This is a genomic window from Pseudomonas corrugata (assembly GCF_050920615.1).
GTDB lineage: Bacteria > Pseudomonadota > Gammaproteobacteria > Pseudomonadales > Pseudomonadaceae > Aquipseudomonas > Aquipseudomonas corrugata.
In genome coordinates this window covers 4720840-4742526 of sequence record NZ_CP130434.1, presented here as the reverse complement: position 1 = coordinate 4742526, position 21687 = coordinate 4720840, and the positions used below count along the sequence as shown (strand labels likewise).

The following is a 21687-nucleotide window of genomic DNA, read 5'->3' as shown; positions in this document are numbered from 1 at the left end:
TTGGCGGATAAGGGCGCGATAGGAATCGCGCCCGATCCTGCATTACAGTTTCGGAAATGGATTAGGCTCGATCGGTGCGGACTCGTAGATCACGTCAACCTGGCCCAGGGCATTGATGGTGCCGATGAGTGCACGCTTCCAAAGGTGATGGTTGTCCTTGTGAACCTTGATCTCGCCTTCAGGCGCGTCGAGGGTCAATTCGGAGGATGCTGCGATCACTGCTGGCACGTCGAAGCTGCCCGCTTTTTCCACTGCTTTCTTCCACAGGTAAACCGCGGTGTAGGCATCAGCGATCGTGTCGCCGACTACACGTTTTTCGCCATAGCGGGCCTTGAAGGCGGCGACGAACTTCTCGTTGACCGGGTTCTTCAGGCTCTGGAAATAACTCATGCAGGTCAGGAAGCCAGTGAGGTTTTCCGCGCCGATGCCGGTAACTTCTTCTTCGGTGACGGCTAGGGCCATCAGCGTCTGGTTGCTGCTGTTGATGCCTGCGGCCTTGAGCTGTTTGTAGAACGCAACGCTGGAGCCGCCGACGATGGTGGACAGAACGATGTCCGGCTTGGCCGCCTTGATTTTGTTGATCACCGAGGAGAATTCGATGTTGCCCAAGGGCAGGTAATCCTCGCCGACGATCGAGCCGCCTTGCTTGGTCACCGACACACGAGCGAGCTTGTTGGTAGTGCGTGGCCAGATGTAGTCCGAACCCACCAGATAGACGCTCTTGCCCTTGTTGGCCATCAGCCAACTGACAGCGGCCAGAGTTTGCTGCGAGGCTTCCGCGCCGATGTAGATAATGGACGGCGACTTTTCCAGACCCTCGTAGAAAGCAGGGTAGTAAAGCAAGCCTTTGTTGCGCTCAAAGACAGGCAGCACAGCCTTGCGAGATGCCGAGGCGTAGGCACCGAATGTGGCGGCTACGTGATCGTTTTCCAACAGCTTGCGAGCCTTCTCGGCGAAGGTGGGCCAGTCGCTGGCGCCATCCTCGATGATCGGTTCGATGGTTTTGCCGAGCACGCCACCGCTGGCGTTGATTTCATCGATTGCCAGTTTTTCCGCGTCCACCATCGAGGCTTCGCTCATGGCCATGGTGCCGGTAAGCGAGTGAATGATGCCTACTTTCACGGTGTCTGCCTGTGCTTGGCTGACCAGTAAAAACGGCAACAGACTGAAGGCCCCCAACAGCAGGGCGTGTTTTATCAAACGGCGTATTTCGTTGTGCATTGCGTTTCTCCATAGGAGTAAAAAAAGTTCACCGCCCCGGTTAAATTAATGATTGGGAGGTCAGGCTTCTTGTGGCGAATCTGGCGGGACAACGGTGTCTGATCCAGTCGAGTGCGAGGCGTTTTCCTGCTTGCCAAGGGGGGGCGTAACGCAAATAGCTGGCTCGATGTTTCATCAGCAAGTTTGTGAACTGCTGACAGGGATCAGGTTGGGCATCTCTCCCACCATCCGGATAGATGGCGCTCCAAGTGCTCGAAGGCGGTGTTGAACAGCCTTCGAGCACTTGGGTACCGCATCAGCTGGTGTCGATCCCTTCAACAGCGCAGTTCGCGTTACCGCGTGTCCAAGATAATGGCTTTGACTACAGACTTAGAGTGTCTTCCAATCGGCGCTCGCTTCGAAGGCGGCGGCGGCTTGGTAAAGCGTGCTTTCTGCGTAGTGGCGGCCGACAAGCATCAACCCTACCGGCAGTCCGTCGACTTGCCCGCAGGGGATAGTCATCGCCGGATGGCCGGTGATGTCTTGGGATGCAGTGTTACCGATCATCTCGAAGGCACGCGTGATGTACTCGGTGATTGAGCAGCCGGAGTCTGGAAGTGGCTGAGCAGTGACCGGAACGGTCGGCATGGCCAGCAGGTCGTAATGGGTCAACGCCTTGTCGTAGCCGGCTCGTGCTCGGCGAGCGATGTTCTGCGCCTTGGCATAGAAGCGGCCGTTGTACCTGGTTAGTCCGAACTGGCCGACTAACATGCAAAACTTTAGGGACGCGGAGAGCTCATCGGCGTTATCACGCCACTTAGCGTGCCTGTCCAGCAATCCGACGTCGTATAGTCCCTTCCAGCCGAAGCCCATGCCATTGCCATGCATCATCTGCATCGTGAGGCCTTCGCAGCCGATGGGGGTCCACAAGTTGCCGGCCAGGACGTGTTCCGGTACAGATACTTCCTGAACGCTTGCCCCCAGAGACTCAAGTACTGCGAGGGCTTCGCGCACCTTGTCCGCCACCCTTGGGTCGAGATTTGCCAGTTGAAAGCCCTCGGTAAGTACACCGATGCGCAAGCCGTTTACACCTCGTCCCAAGGCTTCGGTATAGATATCTACCTTTGGCGTGTACTGGCGCGGATCCAATCCGTCTAATCCGGCAATAACCTCGAGCACCGTCGCATTGTCCCTCACGTTGGTTGTCATCGGTCCGGCATGATCAAAGGTACTCTCGACTGCCATTATTCCGGTATAGGGCACCAGTCCGTGGGTCGGCTTTAGGCCGTAGAGGCCACACCACGCGGCAGGTATTCGGGCAGAGCCTCCCTGATCGCCACCCATACCAATGTCAACTTCTCCGGAGACGACCAAGGCAGCGCTGCCGGAAGATGAGCCGCCCGCCGAATAGCCATGTCGCAGAGGGTTGTGCACCGGCGCGGGGTCGGAGGTGTGGCTGCCGCCAGACAGGCAGAAGTGCTCGCAGGTCGCTTTACCAAGGATTGTGGCGCCGGCGTCCAGTAGTCGGGTCACCACGGTGGCGTCGAAGCTCGGGACGAAGCCCTCGAGGGTGGATGCACCGTTCATCATGGGCACGCCGGCCAGAGCTATATTGTCCTTCAGCGCCACAGTAAGGCCAGCAAGTTTGCCGCCGGCAGCACCCTGTACCTCGGTTCGATAGTACCAGGCGTTGTTCGGGTTCTCGGCGGCGCTCGGTCGATAGCCAGAAGATCGTGGATAAAGTACCGGGGGCACTTCATCGGGTAGTCTGTCGATGAGATCGTAGTTGTCGAAACTAGGCTGCATCAATGCTAGGTATTCTTCGGCCTGCTCCTGCGTCAGGCGCATATGCAGTTGGCTAGCCAGTTGCTGCAGGTGTTCGGCGGTTGGACGGACGATTGCCATATAGGTTTCCTTTGCGGGCCAAAAGATGTCTTTTCGGGTATCCGATGGCTCAAATTTATTCCGGGTAACCCAATGGCGCTTGGCTATATCGGACAACAGCTTGGTCTGGCAGGACAGTGACGTCGGTTTCTTCCCAGTTATGCAATCTGTAATATGTGGACAATTGGCAGGTTGACGCGAGGTTTTCACGAAGGCTGCTTTCAACAAACCGATCGTTGTCTGTCGGCGTGATTCTGCGATGGGCCTGTATGGCATGTCCTGGCGAATATATGAGGAAAGTCATCTCGAGCGAATGACCGATTTGCATGCAACGCCCCATAGTGGGGCCTATCGGGCGAACGCCTTCGCGTCGGGTCTGTATCCCCAATGGCAGGCAGCGTCAGCTGTGCACTGCCTCTTTAGTGGATAAGATCTGACAATAGGAGGTCGACATGCGCCCGGCCAACACGCCTTTTGCCCCCAGACTAAAGGCGATGGTGTTGGTGCTTAGAGGTCTATTAAGTGCGCTAAATGCTTTCCGCGAGGTTGCAATGCAAAGATGCCACGTCAGTACCGGTGTTTGAATTGGCGCATGGCTTTAGATCTGCAGTCGAGGAAGCGATCAAGGTTTGCGGTGCTCCTATGGCCGCCACCGCGATGGGCAAACCGCCAGTGATTAGTCACCCAATCCTGTAGCGAGCGAAGTATAGTTTCCCTTGTGGAACACCAGCGGTGTCGTATCGTGGTCGGTAAAGGCAACTACCTTCCCAAGGATAATGTAGTGATCACCGGCATCGATTTTGCTGAACAGCTCACACTCCAGGTGTGCGGAACATTCAGGGAAAATCGGGGCTCCACCAGCACCATGGGTATGTTCAACCGAAGCAAATTTGTCCTCACTATGCCGAGCAAACTGGCCGGAGAGATTGCTCTGGTCGGCAGCCAGGATATTTACCGCGAAATGAGATGCCTTGTTAAACACCTCGTAGCTAGAGGATCGCTTGTCGATACTCCACGAGATGAGTGGGGGGCTCAACGAAACGGAACTGAAGCTGTTCGCCGTAACGCCAACCTTACGGGTTCCAACTGCTGCGGTTACGATAGTTACGCCGGTCGGGAAATTTCCGAGCACATTCCTGAATGCATGCGGGTCTATTTCGAGCAGCTCAACGAGCTTGAGTGCTGGCGCGTTTTTCATGTGATATCTCCACTTTCCTGATTGGCTTTATACGGTATCCGCGAGCCTGGTCGCTTGCAGGGAGCCTCCCGGCACATATCGTGGGATGTACCGGAAAGCTTTCCGTCAGGCCCAGCCCAACTGCTTGGCAGCGTGACTGTCGTTCCAGACCTTGGTGACCTCTGCCACTTTGGCTCCCTCCATGCGCATGACGAATACATAGTCCGACACCACGGCCTTGCCGGTCGCCGGTATGGGTTCATTAATGCCAGTGTGGGTGCCACAGAACCGGGCGAACGCGATAACCGTTTGCCGCTTTTCATCGGTCGCGACACTGATCAGCTCGTAGTATGCATCCGGCAGGATTTCGATCAGGTGAGGTATCGAGTCGCTATAAGCTTCGACCGTTTTCAAAGCCTCAAGGGACTCTGCCTGAGCGTTGAATACAGCATCGTCATGGCAATAGTGGCGACATTCTTCCCACCCCTTGCCAGACTCACAAAGTTCAAAAAATGCCATGGCCGTTTCGGCGATAGTGCTCATAAAATTGTTTTCCCAAGGAGCATGATTAAACCAGGGAGCTCGCGTAGTCAGCCGAATTTTTGTTGGCTGTGGAACTCAAGGCGTTGAAGCCCGAGGAGCGGCGCTCTGTGCTGCCTTTCAGGTAAGCGAGCGGATCTTCGAAGTCGCGAACGTAGCCCATGGCGAAGCAGCCACACTGATAGCCCATCAGCTTCAGCAGATCATCAGGAAGAGTGCGCGCGACTTCTGGTGGGGTAGCCAGGTACTGATTTTCCTCTTGACGTACCCAGCCTACCGCGTAAGTGATGTTCAGCGCTTGGCGAACCTTATCGGTCTTATTCTCACCGGCACCGTGGTAAATCTTGCCGGTGTAGAGCAGCACTGATCCCTTTTTCATTTCTGCAGGGATACCAGCCTCTGGAGGATATTTCTGACCAGTGCCGGCGAACTGGCTATCCGGGACGATACGAGTGGCGCCGTTCTCTGCGGTGTAGTCCGTCATGGCCCACAGGGTATTGCACTGAACTTCGTAGTCGTTGGGAAACTGAAAGAAGTCCCACGCCAATTGATCCTGATGCAGGACTTGAGCAGGTGAGCCAGGGTGAACAGTGATCACTTGAGTGAGGTGCAACTGAAACGTTGACGCTTTGCTGAGGTGGCTGGCTGCCACCCCTACGACGAGCGGGTTCATGATCAGTTCACGGGACGTTTCGGAGCGCAGGATCATCGCGCCAGTACGCTTGGTGGAGAAACCGACGAATTTGTCTTCACCGAATGGAGTGGTCTCGATGTACGGGCCCATTTCAACTGCGACTTTATCCATTACTTCGGCGCTTACAAGCTCATCGATCACTACGTAGCCATGCTCTTTCAACGAGGCGCTGACTTCTTCGATGGTGGCGGTATTTGAGAGGCGATTGATGATCATTTTTGAGTTTCCTTTTTGTGTGGAACAACGGGGGATTCACTTACGCCAATTGGCGTAGAGCCTCGTAACGAATAGGGTGATGGGTGCGAAAACGCTCGGCAATCCAGAAACCGAAGGCAAAGGTGGATAACAGAAACGAGACTACGAATATCGAAACTGCCTTAGCGTTCTCACCGCCGATCAGATCAGGCAGGTTTGATACAGCAACCCACAGGCAGCCAAGGATGCCAAGTAGACCAGCTGTGGGAGCGACGAAGGTTTGCCACAGTTGGCCAGTCGACTTCTCGCGGTGGAAAAACACCACTACTGCTGCGCAAGTCAGGGAAAGGATTGCCATGTAGCCCAGCGTTCCGGCCATAGCGCCCCAAGCGTAGATTTGGCTAGCAGGGTCGGCGCCGATGGCGATCAAAAAAGCGAAGGCGATTACGCTGAAGAGTGACAGTACGACCGATGCAACATGAGGCGAACCGTGGTCTGGATGGACGCTGGAAAAACGGTCGTTCAGAACACCAAAGCGGCCAAGGGTGTATTTGTAGCGCACCACAATGTTGTGCAAGGACAGAGCGCAGGCAAACAAGCTGGTAATCAGCAGCACGTGCATCACGTCCATGAAGATCACGCCGAAGTAGTGCTCAGTAACGGCCAGGTACATATCAGCACCATGAGCCTCCGAAAACGCGGCAATGTTGTCCTTACCAATTGAACTGACGGCACACCACATCGAGATGACATAGAACGCACCTACCAGCAACACTGCTATGTAGGTTGCGCGCGGGATGGTGCGTTCAGGATCTTTAGCTTCTTCGCGGTAGATCACAGTGGATTCGAAGCCAATGAAGCTGAATATGGCGAATAGGATTCCGAGGCCTGGGGATCCAGAAACAACGTTTTCGAGGTGGAAGGACGCTGTCTCCAGACCGGAAGCACCTTTCTCGAATAGCACGGCGACATCGACCAGAATCACCACGGCGATTTCCAAAACCAGAGCGATACCTAAAAATTTAGAGCTGAGCTCGATGTCCCGGTAACCCAGGAAGGCAATGACGCCTACGGCCGCAAATGAATAGGCCCACCAAGGCACAGCTATACCGAGGAAATCATTAACGGCAGTCGAAACGGTGTAGCCGATGTAACCTTGAAGCGCCACTAGAATGAGGGCGTAAGACACCACTGCCAAAGTTGCGGAGCCGAGACCGATTGAGCGCCCCAGCCCCTTTTGAATGAACGCGTAGAAGGCGCCAGCATTTGTAATGTATTTGGACATCGCTACAAAGCCGACCGTGAATAGGAACATGATCACGGTTGCGATTAGCGCATCGACTGGAGCTGCTATGCCATTACCCATTGATACCATCAGCGGTGTATTGGCGACCATTACGGTGAGTGGAGCAGCAGTGGCTACGACCATCATCACAATGGGGGTTACGCCAAGCGACCCTTTAAGTTTTTGCTTCTCAACCTCAGCCATTGGAACCTCCTCAATCATCAGCTATCAGGATGCATGGACTGAGGCTGGATGCCTGTCACGATGCTGATGTCAGTATCGAGAAGTGCCCTGGGGGAAAACTTGTTTTGAAATGACAACTCCTTGTCATCAGCTCACAGGCACGCGAGCCGAATTGGCGCATTGGGCACGAGCTTGGTGCATTTTTGAGTGGTGATTTTTTTGAGGAAACTTAGAAAGCGCTACGAAGTGCTGGCGGTACGCGGCTTGCATAGTTTTGGTTGCCTGACTCTGCAACCCTGGAGGTCGAAAATGCACCGATCCACTTCTGCTCGCGATACTTCCCAAGCCGCAACTGTGATGGGGGCGGTGGTATCCGGATTTGCCTCCTTTCTGCGTCAGCAGGGCGCAGAGGCTGAGGACATCTTCGAACGTTCCGCGATTAACCCTGACGTACTGAGTGATCCCAACCAGCCCATTTCGCTTCCGGCCTTTCTCAAGGCCATTGATACGGCTGCATTGTTGACGGAAAACGACAATTTCGGACTTTGGCTGGGCAACCAGTATCGCCCCGAGTACCTCGGGCTATGGGGGTATGTTGGGCTTTCGTCCGCGACTCTCGGCGATGCATTGATGAACATGAGCCGATACTTCCCCGATTTTCAGAGCCGTAGCTCGCTCAAACTCAATCATCACCAAGGCAAGGTTCGACTTGAGTACGGGTTGCTTGATGGAAGCATCGTCAGCCGTCGTCACGATGCTGAGATGACGTTGGGCAATGTCTTTAACGTGATGCGTCGTGCATTAGGTGAACGATGGGCTCCCTTGGAGGTTCACTTCAGCCATGGCCGACCTGCGTGCTGGCAAGATCACCAGAAAGCGTTTCGTACCGATGTGAGATTCGAGCAGGAGTCGAACGCTATAGTCTTAAATGCTTTGGATCTCTCGCGGCCTATGCCAGGGGCTGACCCTCAGTTGCTTCTAATCGCCAAGCAAAGCTTCAATGTGATCCGCCTCGCCGGTTCGGTTCGTTTCACGTTAGCCGAGCGCGTGCGCTCTGAAATTGTGGAAACGATTCACACGGGCGTGCCACGCATTGAGCAAATTGCTGACCGCTTGGGACTACCTGTGTGGACGCTGACGCGACAGCTTAAAGATGAAGGGCATACCTTTAGTAGCTTGTTCGATTCGGTACGCAAAGAGCTAGCGTACAACTACTTGGAGAAGACCGCGATGAGCATTTCCAAGCTGGCTGAGCTTCTCGGCTACACAGAGACGTCGAGCTTCACTCACGCCTTCAATCGTTGGTTTGGGGCATCGCCCAAGCGCTGGAGAGATCGAACTCGCGAATCCGCCAGAATCGACGAGTTGTAGGTTCAAGGCAGCGAATCCTGTGCATCTGCCAAGCTGTTTCGTGCGTAGCAGTGGCCTTTTTCGAGCACCACTAGTTCGCGCACTTTGAGGGTTAGCCCTCAGGCGTTTCCGGTTGGTAGGCACGGATGTATGACGCCACTCAGCCACCCGCGGATTGAACCAAGCGATGGGCATAAGTTTCGTTTGCATGACGCGGAAATCATTTTCTAAGGCTTTCATTACCCAATGCTGGAAAGCCCAAGCCTTTTGATGGGCAGAGCAGTGCAAATCCGATGAAGAGCAGGCCGAAGCCTGCCACTACCACCAAGCCAGTCGTTACAGACTGATCCACTGAAAACACCATGTAGTTTATTGGCTGAACCAACACCGCCAAGGTTCAGCTTTATGAAACAGATCCTATCCGATATGGCCCCGCAGCGATGCTCGCCAATATGATTCTTGGTGACGAGTTGGTTTTGTATAAAGCCATGGCCGTTAGCCGCCCGGTGCCCCCGGAAGCTAACTGCTAAGACTTGCTGCGATGCGCGGCCGCTCAGAAAATGGCTCTAAGCGATCATGCCCTCAGTACGACTGGTTCCCGCAAGGTCTCAAGTCGTTGTTAGCGAGCTGGTGGAGGCTCTGTCTCGTGATTGGCTTTGAGCTGGCTGGGGGCATTTCGATGTTTGTCTATCATCGAGCCAGCTCTCTGCAGTCAGTTTGTACGTTACCTAGCACTGCAGTTTTTTACACTGAGGTGTTTTGGGTGATAGCGGACGTGCACGCGATATCAGTCAATGCGCAGCTAAACAGTTCTTCACAGTAAGACTTCAGTACTCTGGGACTCTGGGATTTATCCTGCCGGGATTCGATTGGTTACTTCATTTAGCAAGCTGGGTTCGGATTCCGTTACAGAAACTAATGACTTCATTTTATTTTCTAATGACCACTGAAGCTTGTGTAGACGGTCTTTGCTACAGTCTGTATCAACCAAAAGTTTAGAGTGGCGCCCATGGAGACTTTTAGCAGTATCGAATGCTTTGTGCGTAGCGCCGAAGTCGGCAGCTTTGCCGAAGCCGCGCGCCGCCTGAGCGTGACCCCGGCGGCGGTGGGTAAAAGCGTCGCCAAGCTTGAGGCGCGTCTGGGTGTGCGGCTGTTCCAGCGTAGCACCCGCAGCCTGACACTGACTGAAGCGGGCCAATTGTTCCTGGGTGAAGTGAGCGGCAGCCTCAATACCATCCAGAACGCCGTCGCCAACCTCGCCAGCGCCGGTGGGCAGCCGGCAGGTACCCTGAAGGTGAGCATGGGCACCGTGTTCGGCCGTTTGTATGTGGTGCCATTACTGGGGGATTTTCTGCGGCGGTATCCGGCGATCAATCCGGACTGGCATTTCGATAACCGCCAGGTCGACTTGATCGGCCAAGGCTTCGATGCGGCCATTGGCGGCGGGTTCGAACTGCCCCCGGGAGTGGTTGCACGCAAGCTGACGGTGGCTCACCGGGTACTGGTCGCCGCGCCGTCCTATTTGCAGCAACAGGCTCCGGTGGTCGAGCCGGAAGACCTGGCACAGCACCAGGGCATCTTGATCCGTTCACCGCAAACCGGTCGTATCCGTTCGTGGCAACTGACCAGTCGTAGCCGGCAACACAGCCCGCTGACGCTCAAAGTGCGCATGACCATGAGCGATTCGGAAGCCGCCTGCGCTACCGCAAGCCAAGGGCTGGGGATTGCCTTGGTGAGCATGCCGTTCGCCGTGGCCTATCTGCAGAGCGGTGCTTTGCTGCGGGTCTTGCCGGACTGGTACGTCGACGATGGCAACATTTCCATTTATTACGCCGAGCACAAACTGCTGCCGGGCAAGACCCGGGCGTTTGTGGACTTCATCATCGAGCAGTTCGCCGCGCAGGGGTTGGGTGAGCGGTTCAGTGCGGTTTGAGCCTGGCTTCAGACTGCGTCGCCCCTATCGCGAGCAGGCTCGCTCCCACAATGGATTTGCGGTGATCAGAAGATTTTCTGACACCACGACCCTGTGGGAGCGAGCCTGCTCGCGATAGAGGCGACGCGGTCTACAGCTGTGAACTCACCGCCCAAACCGCCCCGGCCAGCCGGTGATGGTCTTGGGCCGAGGTGTCGCATAGGTGCGCACCTTCGAAGTCGACAGCCCCAACCGCACCAGAGATTCGGCAATGGTCACCGCCGCCGTCACGCCATCGACCACCGGCACTCCGGTGCGTTGGCGGATCTGCTCATCGAGCCCGGCCATGCCGCCGCAGCCCAGGCAGATGACTTCGGCCTTGTCCTGGCTGACCGCCAGTTCGGCCTGGCGGACGATGGCTTCGACTGCCCGTAGCGGGTCTTCCTCCAGTTCCAGCACCGCCAGGCCACTGGCCCGCACCGAGGCGCAGCGGTCGTACAGGCCGGAAAGCTTGAGGCGGTCTTCGATCAGCGGCACGGTGCGGTCCAGGGTGGTGACCACCGAATAGGCATGGCCGAGGAACATGGCGGTGCTGGCGCCCGCGTCGGTGATGTCCACCACCGGGACGTCGAGCAGTTCCTGCAGACCTTCACGGCCGTGCTCGCCGTAGCCGGCCTGGATCACCGCGTCGAACGGTTGGTCGTAGGACAACACCCGATCCATCACGGCGATGGCGGCCAGGTAACTTTCGAAATTGCCTTCAACGGAGTCGGCACCGAAATGCGGTGTGAGCCCTACGATTTCGGTGCCGGGGGCGGCCACGGCCTGGGCTTGTCGGGCGATGGCCTCGGTGATGGATTCGGTGGTGTTGACGTTGACCACAAGAATTCGCATGAGCAGTTTCCTTTAACGCAGAAAAGACGGCGGCCCGGACCGGCGGGACGCCTTGAACGATCAATGACTGACGTTATCCACAGCGATGGATTCACCGCTGATGTCCTCGTAATACGCTTGGCGCTTGGCGATGATCAGGTACAGCAGGCCGGCAATCGAAGCGCCGATCAGCCAGGAGAACGGTGAAACGCTGTCGAAGCCGGGCACCAGCGCCAGGACGATCGCGATCAGCGCCGCCGGGATGAATGCCGCCACGGCCCGCAGGTTGACGCCGTTGCTGTAGAAGTACGCACCGTTCGGGTCCTCGCTATACAGCTGCGGCACGTTGATACGACCTTTGCGCAGCAGCCAGTAGTCGACCATGATCACGCCGTACAGCGGGCCGAGCAGGGCACCGAGCCCGGACAGGAAGTACACGATCACCAGCGGGCTGTTGTAGAGATTCCACGGCAGGATCAGCACGGCGATGGCGGCGCTGATCAATCCGGCGCGGCGGAAGTTCAGATACTTGGGCGCCAGGTTGCTGAGCACGAAGGCCGGGGCGACGAAGTTGGCCATGATGTTCACTGCCACGGTGACGATCAGGAATGCCAGGCAGCCGAGCACCAGGAAAAAGGTGTTGGGGATCGAGGCGATCACCTGGGTCGGGCTCTCGATTATCTGTCCGTTGATCTGGAACTGCGCACCGCACAACAGGACAGTGATGGCGGCAAACACCAGGATATTCACCGGCAGGCCCCAGAAGTTGCCGACGATGATGGTCCGACGGCATGGTGAGGAGCGGGCGAAGTCGCAGAAGTTGAGCACCAGCGTGCCGTATATCGCCAGCCACAGCGCGCCGCCGGCGAATATGTTGCGCCACATCTCGCCGCCGGTCAGCGGCTCGCGGATCGACCAGGCAATGGTTGCGTCGGCCTGGGTGTACATCCACCCGGCCAGGGCCGCGACGGTCACCAGGATCACCGGCCCGGCGAAGCCTTCGTAGCGGCGCACCGTTTCCATGCCGTAGGCCAGGATCAGCAGTTGCACGAACCAGATCGCCACGAAACACACCCAGCCCAGGCTCGACAGGCCAAGGATCGAGTTGTGGTCGTAGTCGGCGAAGCCTGGATGAATCGCCGTCAGCAACACTCGGAAAACCACTGACGCGAGATAGGTCTGGATGCCAAACCAGGCGATGGCGATGACGGCCCTGATCAATGCGGGAATCTGTGCGCCGTGGATGCCGAAGCTGATCCGACTGATCACTGGAAACGGCACTCCGGTCTTCTGGCCCATGTAGCCGGACAGGTTCATGAAACCGTACACCAGGGCCGCGCCGATCCCCAGGGACAACAGGATCTGCCAGCCACCCAGGCCCAGCGCATACAGGCCGATGGCGAAGGAGTAGTTGGCTATGTTGTGTACGTCGTTGGTCCACAGGGCAAAAATGCTGTAGCGACCCCAACGTCGACCTTCGGCCTTGGTCGGCGCCAGGTCCTTGTTGTGCAACCTCGGACTCAAGGCCAGGGTGGCTGCGGTCTTATCATCGGAGGCAATGGTTGAAGAGGATAGATCCAGCGCGATGTTATTGGAGAGACTTGTACGCATTCCGGCAGGCTCCTGATTCTCGGCGCGGCGATGACTGTGCGTGAGCGTGGGGCTCGGCAATCTTCGTCGCGGCGCGGCGAGCATCATTGGTTATGGGGCATCTGCAGCCTGTACGGGATAGGGCGCTTCAGGCTTGCGGATCGAAAGTGTGTGTATGTTTTATTTGCTTTGTATACAAAACACTTGTCGTCTCAAGCCAGATTTATGCCAGTCTGAGATCTAACGGAAATGCCCCTGATTTCGATTAGTTATCGATGCCAGATAAGTTGCTGAAATTCTGTGCTTATAAATTGACCGTTTGAACAGGTATTTATTTTCGAGAAGAATGCTGGAGGGGAAGTGACGGGGAGTTGGAACGGGAAGGAGTGTAACTTTTCGGGGCGACACTGAATAAGTGCACACAAAACTGGCACTTGTGGTGACAGTTTTGTGTACAGATTCACGCTGTAGGAAGTGGCGAAGCCTGCAATCTTTCCGCTGACAGTTGAGTCTCAAGCGAAAAATCAAAAGATCGCCGGCTCCTGCGCAGTATCAGGCCTTGGATTTGCTGATGATGTTACCGGCGTGAAGCCCGCATTCCTTCTGCGTGGCTTCCTCCCACCACCAGCGGCCTTCGCGTTCGTGCTGGTTCGGCAGTACCGGGCGGGTGCAGGGTTCGCAGCCGATGCTGATGAAACCGCGCTCATGCAGGCTGTTGTAGGGCAGCTCCAGCATGCGGATGTAACCCCAGACTTCCTCGCTGGTCATCTGCGACAGCGGGTTGAATTTGTACAGGGTACGCTCCGGCGTGGAGAACGCCGTATCGATTTCCAGCACGGCCACCTGGCTGCGGGTGCCCGGGCTCTGGTCGCGGCGCTGGCCGGTGGCCCAGGCGCGGACGTCGGACAGCTTGCGGCGCAGCGGCTCGATCTTGCGGATGCCACAGCACTCGCCATGGCCGTCCTTGTAGAAACTGAACAGACCCTTTTCTTTCACGAAAGGCTCCAGTTTCGTAGGGTCCGGTGAGATCAGTTCGATGTCGATCTTGTAGTGCTCACGGACCTGATCGATGAACCGATAGGTTTCCGGGTGCAGGCGACCGGTGTCGAGGCTGAACACCTTGACGTTCTTGTTCAGCTTCCAGGCCATGTCCACCAGCACCACATCCTCGGCGCCGCTGAAAGATATCCACAGGTCATCGCCGAACTCGGCGAAGGCCAGTTTGAGGATGTCTTGTGGAGACTTGTTGGCATAGGTCGTGGCGAGTTCCACGACGTCAAACGTTGGGCTCATCAGGCGGTTTCCTACAGGTCGGTGGCGCTGTGCGCTCTATAGGCGCTGATGGTAACAAAAGTGGCCGGGGCTGGCGCGTTCCTGTGCGTTGCGGCTAGAGTCGTCAGGCCTTTTGTTCGCTCAACCGATAAACATCAAAAAATGGGAGTGTCTTGTGGAAATTGCCTGTCTCGACCTGGAAGGGGTGCTGGTCCCGGAAATCTGGATCGCTTTCGCCGAAAAAACCGGGATTGAATCCCTCAGGGCAACCACTCGGGACATTCCCGACTACGACGTGCTGATGAAGCAACGGTTGCGCATCCTCGACGAGCATGGCCTCAAACTCTCCGACATACAGGAAGTCATTGCCACCCTCAAGCCGCTGGATGGCGCTATAGAGTTTGTCGACTGGCTGCGCGAGCGCTTCCAGGTGGTGATTCTTTCTGACACGTTCTACGAATTTTCCCAGCCCCTGATGCGCCAATTGGGTTTCCCGACGTTGCTGTGCCATCGTCTGATCACGGATGAAGGTGGGCGGGTGACCGGCTATCAACTGCGTCAGAAAGATCCCAAGCGCCAGTCGGTCCTGTCCTTCAAGAGCCTGTATTACCGGGTGATCGCGGCGGGGGATTCCTACAACGACACCACCATGCTCGGCGAAGCCGACGCCGGGATTCTGTTCCATGCGCCGGATAATGTGATCCAGGAATTCCCGCAGTTCCCGGCGGTGCACAGCTTTGCCGAGTTGAAACAGGAGTTCCTCAAGGCCTCGAATCGCAACCTGAGCCTGTAACCCCATACGCTGTTGATCGATCGTTCCCACGCTCCGCTTGGGAATGCATCCAGTGACGCTCTGCGTCACAAGCGGACGCTGAGCGTCCAGGGGCGGCATTCCCACGCAGAGCGTGGGAACGATCAAACAGGACTGTATTGAGGCTCAGAGGCTCTGCAAGGTATCGAGCAGCACTTTGACCTTGGTAATCGACTCCTGATACTCCGCCTGCCAGTCCGAGTCCGCGACGATCCCGCCGCCACCCCAGCAACACACCTGTCCATCCTTGACCAGCAGGCTGCGAATGGCGATGGAGCTGTCCATTTCTCCGCGCACGTCCAGGTACAGCAAGGAGCCGCAGTACAGTCCGCGCCGGGTTGGTTCGAGTTCGTCGATGATCTGCATGGCGCGGATCTTCGGGGCGCCGGTGATGGAGCCGCCGGGGAAGCTGCCGGCGATCAGGTCCAGAGCGTCTTTACCGTCGGCCAGCTCACCGGTCACGCTGCTGACCAGGTGATGCACGTTCGGGTAGCTTTCCAGGCTGAACAGTTCCGGTACGCGCACCGAACCGATCCGGCAGGTGCGGCCCAGATCGTTGCGCAGCAGGTCGACGATCATCAGGTTTTCCGCCCGGTCCTTGGGGCTGGCCAGCAGTTCGGCGGCGTGGGCCGCGTCTTCGACGGGCGATGGGCTACGTGGCCGGGTGCCCTTGATCGGGCGGGTTTCCACATGGCTTTTGCTGACTTTAACGAAACGTTCGGGCGACAGGCTCAGTACCGCACCGCCGTCGGGCAGGCTTTGGAAACCGGAAAACGGCGTCGGGCACGCTGCGCGCAGCGCCTGGTAGGCGGTCCAGGCATCCCCCCGGCAGGGAGCCCGGAATCGCTGCGCAAAGTTGACCTGGTAACAATCGCCGGCCTGGATATAACCGTGGATGCGCTCGATTGCCTGCCGATATTCGTCGGTATTGAGATCGGGGGCCATCGAGCTTTCAAGTCTGAAGCCGGCCTCTGTCGCCGGGACCGGCTGGCTGAACAGCGCGATCAGGCGCTGGCGTTCACTTTCGCGGCAATGCGGATGGAACACCAGTTGGCTGGTGCCGGCCTGGTGGTCGCTGACCAGCGCCCAGTCGTACACGCCGAACCGGGCGTCGGGCAGTTGCAGGTCGTCTTTGGCGTGGGAGGGCAGGGCTTCAAGGTGTCGGCCGAAATCATAGCTCAGGTAGCCGATCAGGCCGCCAGCGAAGGGCAATTGCAGCATGCCCGGTAATACAGCGTGCCCCAACTGCGTCAGTTGCGCGCGCAATCGTTGCAAGAAATCGGCGCCACTCTCTTCCGGCAGCACCACCAGCTGCTCCAGCGGCCAGGCACTGAGCAGATCATAGCGTCCGCGTTCGGCGCTTGGCCGGCCGCTGTCGAGCAGAACGCTTCCGGGGGCATGACGAATCGCCGCGAAATACTCGGCGGGGTTGGCGCGGTAGGGTAATGGGTGTACGGAACAGGTCGGCATGGGCGGGGTGGGTCGGCCATTCAGGCGGGGTAGCGATTGTAATCCCTGTGTAGGATTTGCTCCTAGAGGGATGTCGGAGATGAGCAAGTCCAGGGTTATCGAGACTCCTGCGGTGTGAACCCTTGTGGCGAGGAGATTTATCCCCGCTGGGGCGCGCAGCGGCCCCCTCATAACAGCTGAACGCGGGCAATCTGATGTACAGAGGTGACTGGTTTTGGGGCTGCTGCGCAACCCAGCGGGGATAAATCCCCTCGCCACAGGTTTTCTATTAAGTCGGTTGAGTGCTCAGCCTTCAACCGGCGGAATATGCCCAAACAACGCCTGGGCAAACGCCACCCGCTCCTCCACGGTCTCAACCACCCCCCGGGCCTTGAGCTCTTCCAGGTGTGCTTCCACGGCGTGGGTGCGCAGGGTCAGGCCGCAGTCGTTGGCGATCTGGATGTTCAACCCCGGCCGGGCGTTCAGCTCCAGGATCAACGGGCCTTTCTCCTGGTCCAGTACCATGTCCACGCCGATGTAGCCCAGCCCGCACAGCTCATGGCAGCCGGCGGCCAGTTTCATGAAACCGTCCCAGTAGGGCAGTTGCACTCCATCTACCGCGTTGGTGGTGTCGGGGTGTTTGGCGATGATGTTGTTCAGCCAGGTGCCGCGCAGCGTCAGGCCGGTGGCAAGGTCAACACCCACGCCGATGGCGCCTTGGTGCAGGTTGGCCTTGCCACCGGACTGACGGGTCGGCAGACGCAGCATGGCCATCACCGGATAGCCCATCAGCACGATGATGCGGATGTCCGGCACGCCTTCGTAACTGATGCTCTTGAAGATCTGGTCCGGCACCACGCGGTATTCGATCAGCGCCCGGTCGCGGTGTCCGCCCAGGGAATAGAGGCCGGTGAGGATGCTGGAAATATGGTGCTCGATTTCCTCGTGGCTGATGATCTTGCCGGACACGGTGCGATAGCGGCCTTCGAAGCGGTCGGCAATCACGATGATGCCGTCGCCACCGGCGCCCTGGGCCGGCTTGATCACGAAGTCGGTGCGCCCGCCGATGATCCCGTCGAGTTTGTCGATCTCCTTTTCGGTGGAGATGATGCCGTACAGTTCCGGCACATGGATGCCGGCGATGATGGCCCGTTCCTTGGTGATGATCTTGTCATCGACGATGGGGTACAGGCTGCGTTTGTTGTACTTGAGCACGTAGTCGGCATTGCGCCGGTTGATCCCCATGATCCCCCGGGCTTCCAGGGCCTTCCAGGTTTTCCAGAAACCGAACATTACGAGTCAGCCTTGAGGAAGGCCTTGAACCGCACCAGCTCGGTCAGGCGGTAGCCGCGATAGCGACCCATGGCCAGCATGAAGCCCACCAGAATCAGCAGGATTGCCGGGAAAGTGAAGACGAAGTACACCAGCTCCGGCACGCTCATGATCAGGTGCGCCAGGGACGCGGCGAACAGAGTGCCGACGGCGACCTTCATGGCATGGCCGCCGCCGCGCTCTTCCCAGGTAATGGACAGGCGTTCGATGGTCATGGTCAGGATCACCATCGGGAACAGCGCCACCGACAGGCCACGCTCCAGGCCCAGCTTATGGCTGAACAGGCTGATGGCGGCGATCAGCACCACCACGAACGTCAGTACCACCGAAAGCCTCGGCAACATCTGCAACTTGAGGTGTTCCAGGTAGGAGCGCAGTGACAGGCCCAGGGCCGTGATCACCGTGAACAGAACAATCCCGAAGCCCAGCTGGGTTTCGCGGAAAGCCAGGGCAATCAGCACCGGGGTAAAGGTCCCCAGGGTCTGCAGGCCGATCAGGTTGCGCAGAACCAGGATCACCAGCACGCCGATGGGGATCATCACCATGATCATGAATGTCTGCTGGGTTTGCAGTGGCAAGCCGTAGAGCGAATATTCGAGGAAGTTGGCGTCGGTGTTCTCGTCCGTCAGCTTGGCCAGGCGAATGGCGTTCATTTCGCTGTTGTTCATGCTGAAGGTGACGGTGGCTTTCTTGCCTCCATCGATGCTGATCAGGTTTTCATCGCCGGTCCACCACAGCAGGCGGTCGGTGGGCAGACCCTGTTCGCCGGTGTCGGGGTTGAAATACAGCCAGTCGTTGCCGTTGAAGCTGCGCAGCCACAGTTCCGGCGTTTGCGGCTGATCGGCCACCAGACGGATGGTGTGGACCTTCTCCACCGGCACGTGGGCGATGGACAGTACCAACTCCACGATTCTCGCCTTGTTGCTCGAAGACGGGTCGCCTGCCAGCAGCAGCTTGACGTTGTCGTCGTTGAGGTTGTTGACCCGCTTGATGGCTTCGCCGATGAAGGTTTCGACGTCGGCCGAATGCTGGCGGATCGGCGCGAGCAGGGCTTCGGCGGCGATCTTCTCCGGGCCTTCAATGGCGATGCTGTCGCGGAAGGTCGGTCCCTTGAGCTTGGTTTTTTCGGCGCTGTAGCGCTTGGTCAACACCAGGCGGTAATAAAGTGTCTGGTTACCCTTGGCCCGACGAGCGGACCACGTCACCTTGCGGTTGCCGTCGATCCGGTTCACCGCTACGCCATAATTGTTGGAAATGAAACTCTCGTTGAGGCTGACGTAATCGCGGCTCAGCGGCGGCACGAACATCTGGATCTTCACCGGATCCTTGGCGTTGGGCACGAATTCGACCTTGGCATCGATGTTCCACAGATCGTCCGTGGCATCTTCGGTCACCGGGATGCCGAGCACGAAAATCTGATAAGCCGTCACCGACAGGCCCAGCGCCACCAGGATGGCGATCAGCATTTTCAAATGGAGGGTAAGAGCGCGCATTGGAATTACTCTGCGGTAAGAGCGGCATTGGTGCAGGCGGGTTTGCCGGCAGCGTATTTGAGACTGGGGTCGACCAGTGCGTCGAAGCGCTTGAGCGCCTCGGAACCGATCAGCAACGGGTATTGGAAGGCGCTGCGGTCGGTCAGGTTCACTTCAATGCTGCGCAGGGCCGAGCCCATGCAGATATCCAGTTCGATGACCGGCCGGGCCGTGTATTTCTTGCCTTCGTCCGGGTCATAGTCACCGGCGCGGCGTTTGATTTTGCTGACTCGGGCCAGCGGACGTTCGATGGGGTGCGAATGGGCAGCGTCGATGGCGAGGTAAAAACGCACCCAGGATTCGCCGTTGCGTTTAAAGCGCTTGATGTCGCGGGCACTGAGGGAGGCGGTCTTGGCCCCGGTGTCCAGCTTGGCGGCGACTTCCAGGTCGATGCCCTGCAGCGCTGCATATTCGTTGAGGCCGTACACGGTCTTTTCACCCGCCGCAGCGAGCCCCGGCAGGCAGATGAAGCAGAGAACAGCGGATAAGGGCTTGAATGTCATAGATCCTGGTGCACGGCGTTCCGTTTATCGGTTCAGGCCCTGGCATTACTGCACAAGCTCCTTCGGTAGCCTTTTCTCTCCTGCAAGAAGAGCAGGGGGCGGCCAACAGCCGCGGCATTCTAGCACGGTGGTTTTCTGACGCCACCGCTGGCCGGATGCTGCGAGCCTGATAAAAAGACGGCCGGGATGGAGCGCTCTATTAGACGATTGTCGACAATATTGTTTTTTGTTTTGACGAATACGCTTTGATTGTTTAGTTTTTGTCGTATTGATTCTAAAGGTGTCGACAATATGCTCGATCAGCTCGAAGTGCCGGTGCTGGCCCAAGACGACTCGGAAACCCTTTCCGAAAACGTCTTCCGACGTATCCAGGCCGCCATCGTCAAGGGTGAAATCGCCCCTGGCAGCAAGATCTCCGAGCCCGAGCTGGCCCGTACCTACGGCATCAGCCGTGGCCCGTTGCGCGAAGCGATCCATCGTCTGGAAGGTCAGCGCCTGCTGGTGCGGGTGCCTCATGTCGGTGCCAGGGTCGTGTCCCTGAGCCATGCCGAGTTGCTGGAGCTCTACGAAATCCGCGAGTCCCTGGAAGGTATGGCCTGCCGCCTGGCAGCCCAGCGCATGACCCTGGCGGAAATCGACGAACTGCGCCAGGTCCTGGAAACCCATGAGCGCGACGCGGCATTCCAGGCCGGCGTCGGCTATTACCAACAGGAAGGCGATTTTGATTTTCACTACCGGATCATCCAGGGCAGCGGCAACCGCACCCTGACGCAGATGCTCTGCGGTGAGTTGTATCAACTGGTACGCATGTACCGCATCCAGTTCTCCACCACACCCAATCGTCCGCGTCAGGCCTTTGCCGAGCATCACCGGATTCTCGATGCCATCGCCGACCGTGACGGCGAATTGGCTGAATTATTGATGCGCCGGCACATCGGCGCTTCCAAACGCAACATTGCGCGTCATTTCCAGGACAGCGCCGCCACTGAACGAGGTGAGTCATGAGTTCCAGCAAGAGCACGCCAGGCCAGCGATTCCGCGATGCGGTCGCCACCGAACACCCGTTGCAGGTGGTCGGCACGATCAACGCCAACCACGCGCTGCTTGCCAAACGCGCCGGTTTCAAGGCGATCTACCTGTCGGGCGGTGGCGTGGCAGCCGGTTCCCTCGGCGTGCCGGACCTGGGCATTACCGGCCTGGATGACGTGCTGACCGATGTGCGCCGGATCACCGACGTGTGCGACCTGCCGCTGCTGGTGGACGTGGACACAGGTTTTGGTTCCTCGGCGTTCAACGTGGCTCGCACCGTCAAGTCGATGAGCAAGTTCGGCGCGGCGGCGATCCACATCGAAGACCAGGTCGGTGCCAAGCGTTGCGGCCATCGGCCGAACAAGGAGATCGTCTCGCAGCAGGAAATGGTTGACCGCATCAAGGCTGCCGTTGATGCCCGCACCGACGACAGCTTCGTGATCATGGCCCGCACCGATGCCCTGGCGGTGGAAGGCCTGGAGTCCGCGCTGGACCGTGCGGCCGCCTGCATCGAAGCCGGTGCGGATATGATTTTCCCCGAAGCGATTACCGAACTCGAGATGTACAAGCTGTTCGCCAGCCGCGTGAAGGCGCCGATCCTGGCCAACATCACCGAGTTCGGCGCGACGCCGCTCTATACCACCGAGCAGTTGGCCGGTGCCGACGTGTCCCTGGTGCTGTACCCGCTGTCGGCGTTCCGTGCCATGAACAAGGCCGCCGAAAACGTCTACACCGCAATCCGTCGCGACGGCACGCAACAGAATGTGATCGACACCATGCAGACCCGCATGGAGCTCTACGATCGTATCGACTACCACACCTTCGAGCAGAAGCTCGATGCGTTGTTCGCTGCGAAAAAATAACGGGCCGATTCCC

General features: G+C 57.9%; 17 protein-coding genes and 1 pseudogene. 5 read left to right on the top strand and 13 right to left on the bottom strand.

Translation table 11 applies throughout. The annotated features are described in order from the left end of the window. Window positions 1-42: 42 nt before the first annotated feature. The 6 genes and pseudogenes from urtA to QZH45_RS20880 all read right to left on the bottom strand — a co-directional run bounded on the left by urtA (window position 43) and on the right by QZH45_RS20880 (window position 7179). Window positions 43-1221: an urea ABC transporter substrate-binding protein gene (gene urtA, locus QZH45_RS20905; RefSeq protein ID WP_432783496.1), complete on the bottom strand. Its 1179-nt coding sequence runs from the start codon at window positions 1219-1221 to the stop codon at window positions 43-45. Window positions 1222-1590: 369 nt separating this feature from the next. Further along, a complete protein-coding gene (locus QZH45_RS20900; RefSeq protein WP_432783495.1) occupies window positions 1591-3105 on the bottom strand; it encodes an amidase in 1515 nt (504 codons plus the stop codon). A gap of 682 nt (window positions 3106-3787) precedes the next feature. Beyond that, window positions 3788-4282 (bottom strand): annotated as a pseudogene (locus tag QZH45_RS20895) (flavin reductase family protein); the annotation flags it as partial. Between the two features lie 105 nt (window positions 4283-4387). Continuing rightward, complete coding sequence (locus QZH45_RS20890; RefSeq protein WP_432783493.1) at window positions 4388-4804, bottom strand: ester cyclase; 417 nt, start codon at window positions 4802-4804, stop codon at window positions 4388-4390. A 25-nt stretch (window positions 4805-4829) separates the two neighbouring features. Next, the gene (locus QZH45_RS20885) at window positions 4830-5711 is read right to left on the bottom strand and encodes a phytanoyl-CoA dioxygenase family protein (RefSeq protein ID WP_432783491.1); all 882 of its coding nucleotides are present in this window, start codon (window positions 5709-5711) and stop codon (window positions 4830-4832) included. 40 nt (window positions 5712-5751) lie between these two features. After that, the gene (locus tag QZH45_RS20880; protein WP_432783490.1) at window positions 5752-7179 is read right to left on the bottom strand and encodes an APC family permease; all 1428 of its coding nucleotides are present in this window, start codon (window positions 7177-7179) and stop codon (window positions 5752-5754) included. Window positions 7180-7467: 288 nt separating this feature from the next. Between QZH45_RS20880 and qhpR the strand changes: the two genes are divergently transcribed. Then, window positions 7468-8529: an AraC-like transcriptional regulator QhpR gene (gene qhpR, locus QZH45_RS20875; protein ID WP_432783489.1), complete on the top strand. Its 1062-nt coding sequence runs from the start codon at window positions 7468-7470 to the stop codon at window positions 8527-8529. Window positions 8530-9517: 988 nt separating this feature from the next. Continuing rightward, window positions 9518-10441, top strand: coding sequence for a LysR family transcriptional regulator (locus QZH45_RS20870; protein ID WP_024776839.1), 924 nt, complete (start codon window positions 9518-9520; stop codon window positions 10439-10441). 144 nt (window positions 10442-10585) lie between these two features. On the opposite strand, the gene QZH45_RS20865 is transcribed toward QZH45_RS20870, so the two are convergent. The 3 genes from QZH45_RS20865 to QZH45_RS20855 form a co-directional block, all read right to left on the bottom strand. Next, window positions 10586-11314 (bottom strand): aspartate/glutamate racemase family protein, encoded by a 729-nt coding sequence (locus QZH45_RS20865; protein ID WP_069018296.1) that lies wholly within the window; start codon window positions 11312-11314, stop codon window positions 10586-10588. 60 nt (window positions 11315-11374) lie between these two features. Continuing rightward, a complete protein-coding gene (locus tag QZH45_RS20860) occupies window positions 11375-12904 on the bottom strand; it encodes an NCS1 family nucleobase:cation symporter-1 (protein WP_069018295.1) in 1530 nt (509 codons plus the stop codon). Window positions 12905-13435: 531 nt separating this feature from the next. Next, on the bottom strand, window positions 13436-14176 hold the full coding sequence (locus tag QZH45_RS20855; protein ID WP_024776836.1) for a phosphoadenylyl-sulfate reductase: 741 nt from the start codon (window positions 14174-14176) through the stop codon (window positions 13436-13438). 154 nt (window positions 14177-14330) lie between these two features. Here QZH45_RS20855 and thrH point away from each other — a divergent pair, with 154 nt between their 5' ends. Further along, window positions 14331-14948 (top strand): bifunctional phosphoserine phosphatase/homoserine phosphotransferase ThrH, encoded by a 618-nt coding sequence (gene thrH / locus QZH45_RS20850; RefSeq protein ID WP_024776835.1) that lies wholly within the window; start codon window positions 14331-14333, stop codon window positions 14946-14948. A 144-nt stretch (window positions 14949-15092) separates the two neighbouring features. On the opposite strand, the gene pabB is transcribed toward thrH, so the two are convergent. From pabB to QZH45_RS20830, 4 genes are all read right to left on the bottom strand, one after another. Beyond that, on the bottom strand, window positions 15093-16436 hold the full coding sequence (gene pabB / locus QZH45_RS20845; RefSeq protein ID WP_053194281.1) for an aminodeoxychorismate synthase component I: 1344 nt from the start codon (window positions 16434-16436) through the stop codon (window positions 15093-15095). 285 nt (window positions 16437-16721) lie between these two features. Beyond that, window positions 16722-17708: an alpha-L-glutamate ligase-like protein gene (locus QZH45_RS20840; protein WP_024776833.1), complete on the bottom strand. Its 987-nt coding sequence runs from the start codon at window positions 17706-17708 to the stop codon at window positions 16722-16724. Next, window positions 17708-19240: an inactive transglutaminase family protein gene (locus QZH45_RS20835; protein WP_024776832.1), complete on the bottom strand. Its 1533-nt coding sequence runs from the start codon at window positions 19238-19240 to the stop codon at window positions 17708-17710. The genes QZH45_RS20840 and QZH45_RS20835 overlap by 1 nt, the downstream gene beginning before the upstream one ends. Window positions 19241-19245: 5 nt before the next feature. Beyond that, window positions 19246-19782 (bottom strand): ATP-dependent zinc protease family protein, encoded by a 537-nt coding sequence (locus tag QZH45_RS20830; protein ID WP_024776831.1) that lies wholly within the window; start codon window positions 19780-19782, stop codon window positions 19246-19248. A gap of 291 nt (window positions 19783-20073) precedes the next feature. On the opposite strand from QZH45_RS20830, the gene QZH45_RS20825 reads away from it, so the two are divergent. Together QZH45_RS20825 and prpB are read left to right on the top strand one after the other, a co-directional pair. Next, window positions 20074-20787 (top strand): GntR family transcriptional regulator, encoded by a 714-nt coding sequence (locus QZH45_RS20825; protein ID WP_024776830.1) that lies wholly within the window; start codon window positions 20074-20076, stop codon window positions 20785-20787. Further along, window positions 20784-21674, top strand: coding sequence for a methylisocitrate lyase (prpB, locus tag QZH45_RS20820; protein ID WP_024776829.1), 891 nt, complete (start codon window positions 20784-20786; stop codon window positions 21672-21674). The genes QZH45_RS20825 and prpB overlap by 4 nt, the downstream gene beginning before the upstream one ends. Window positions 21675-21687 lie beyond the last annotated feature (13 nt).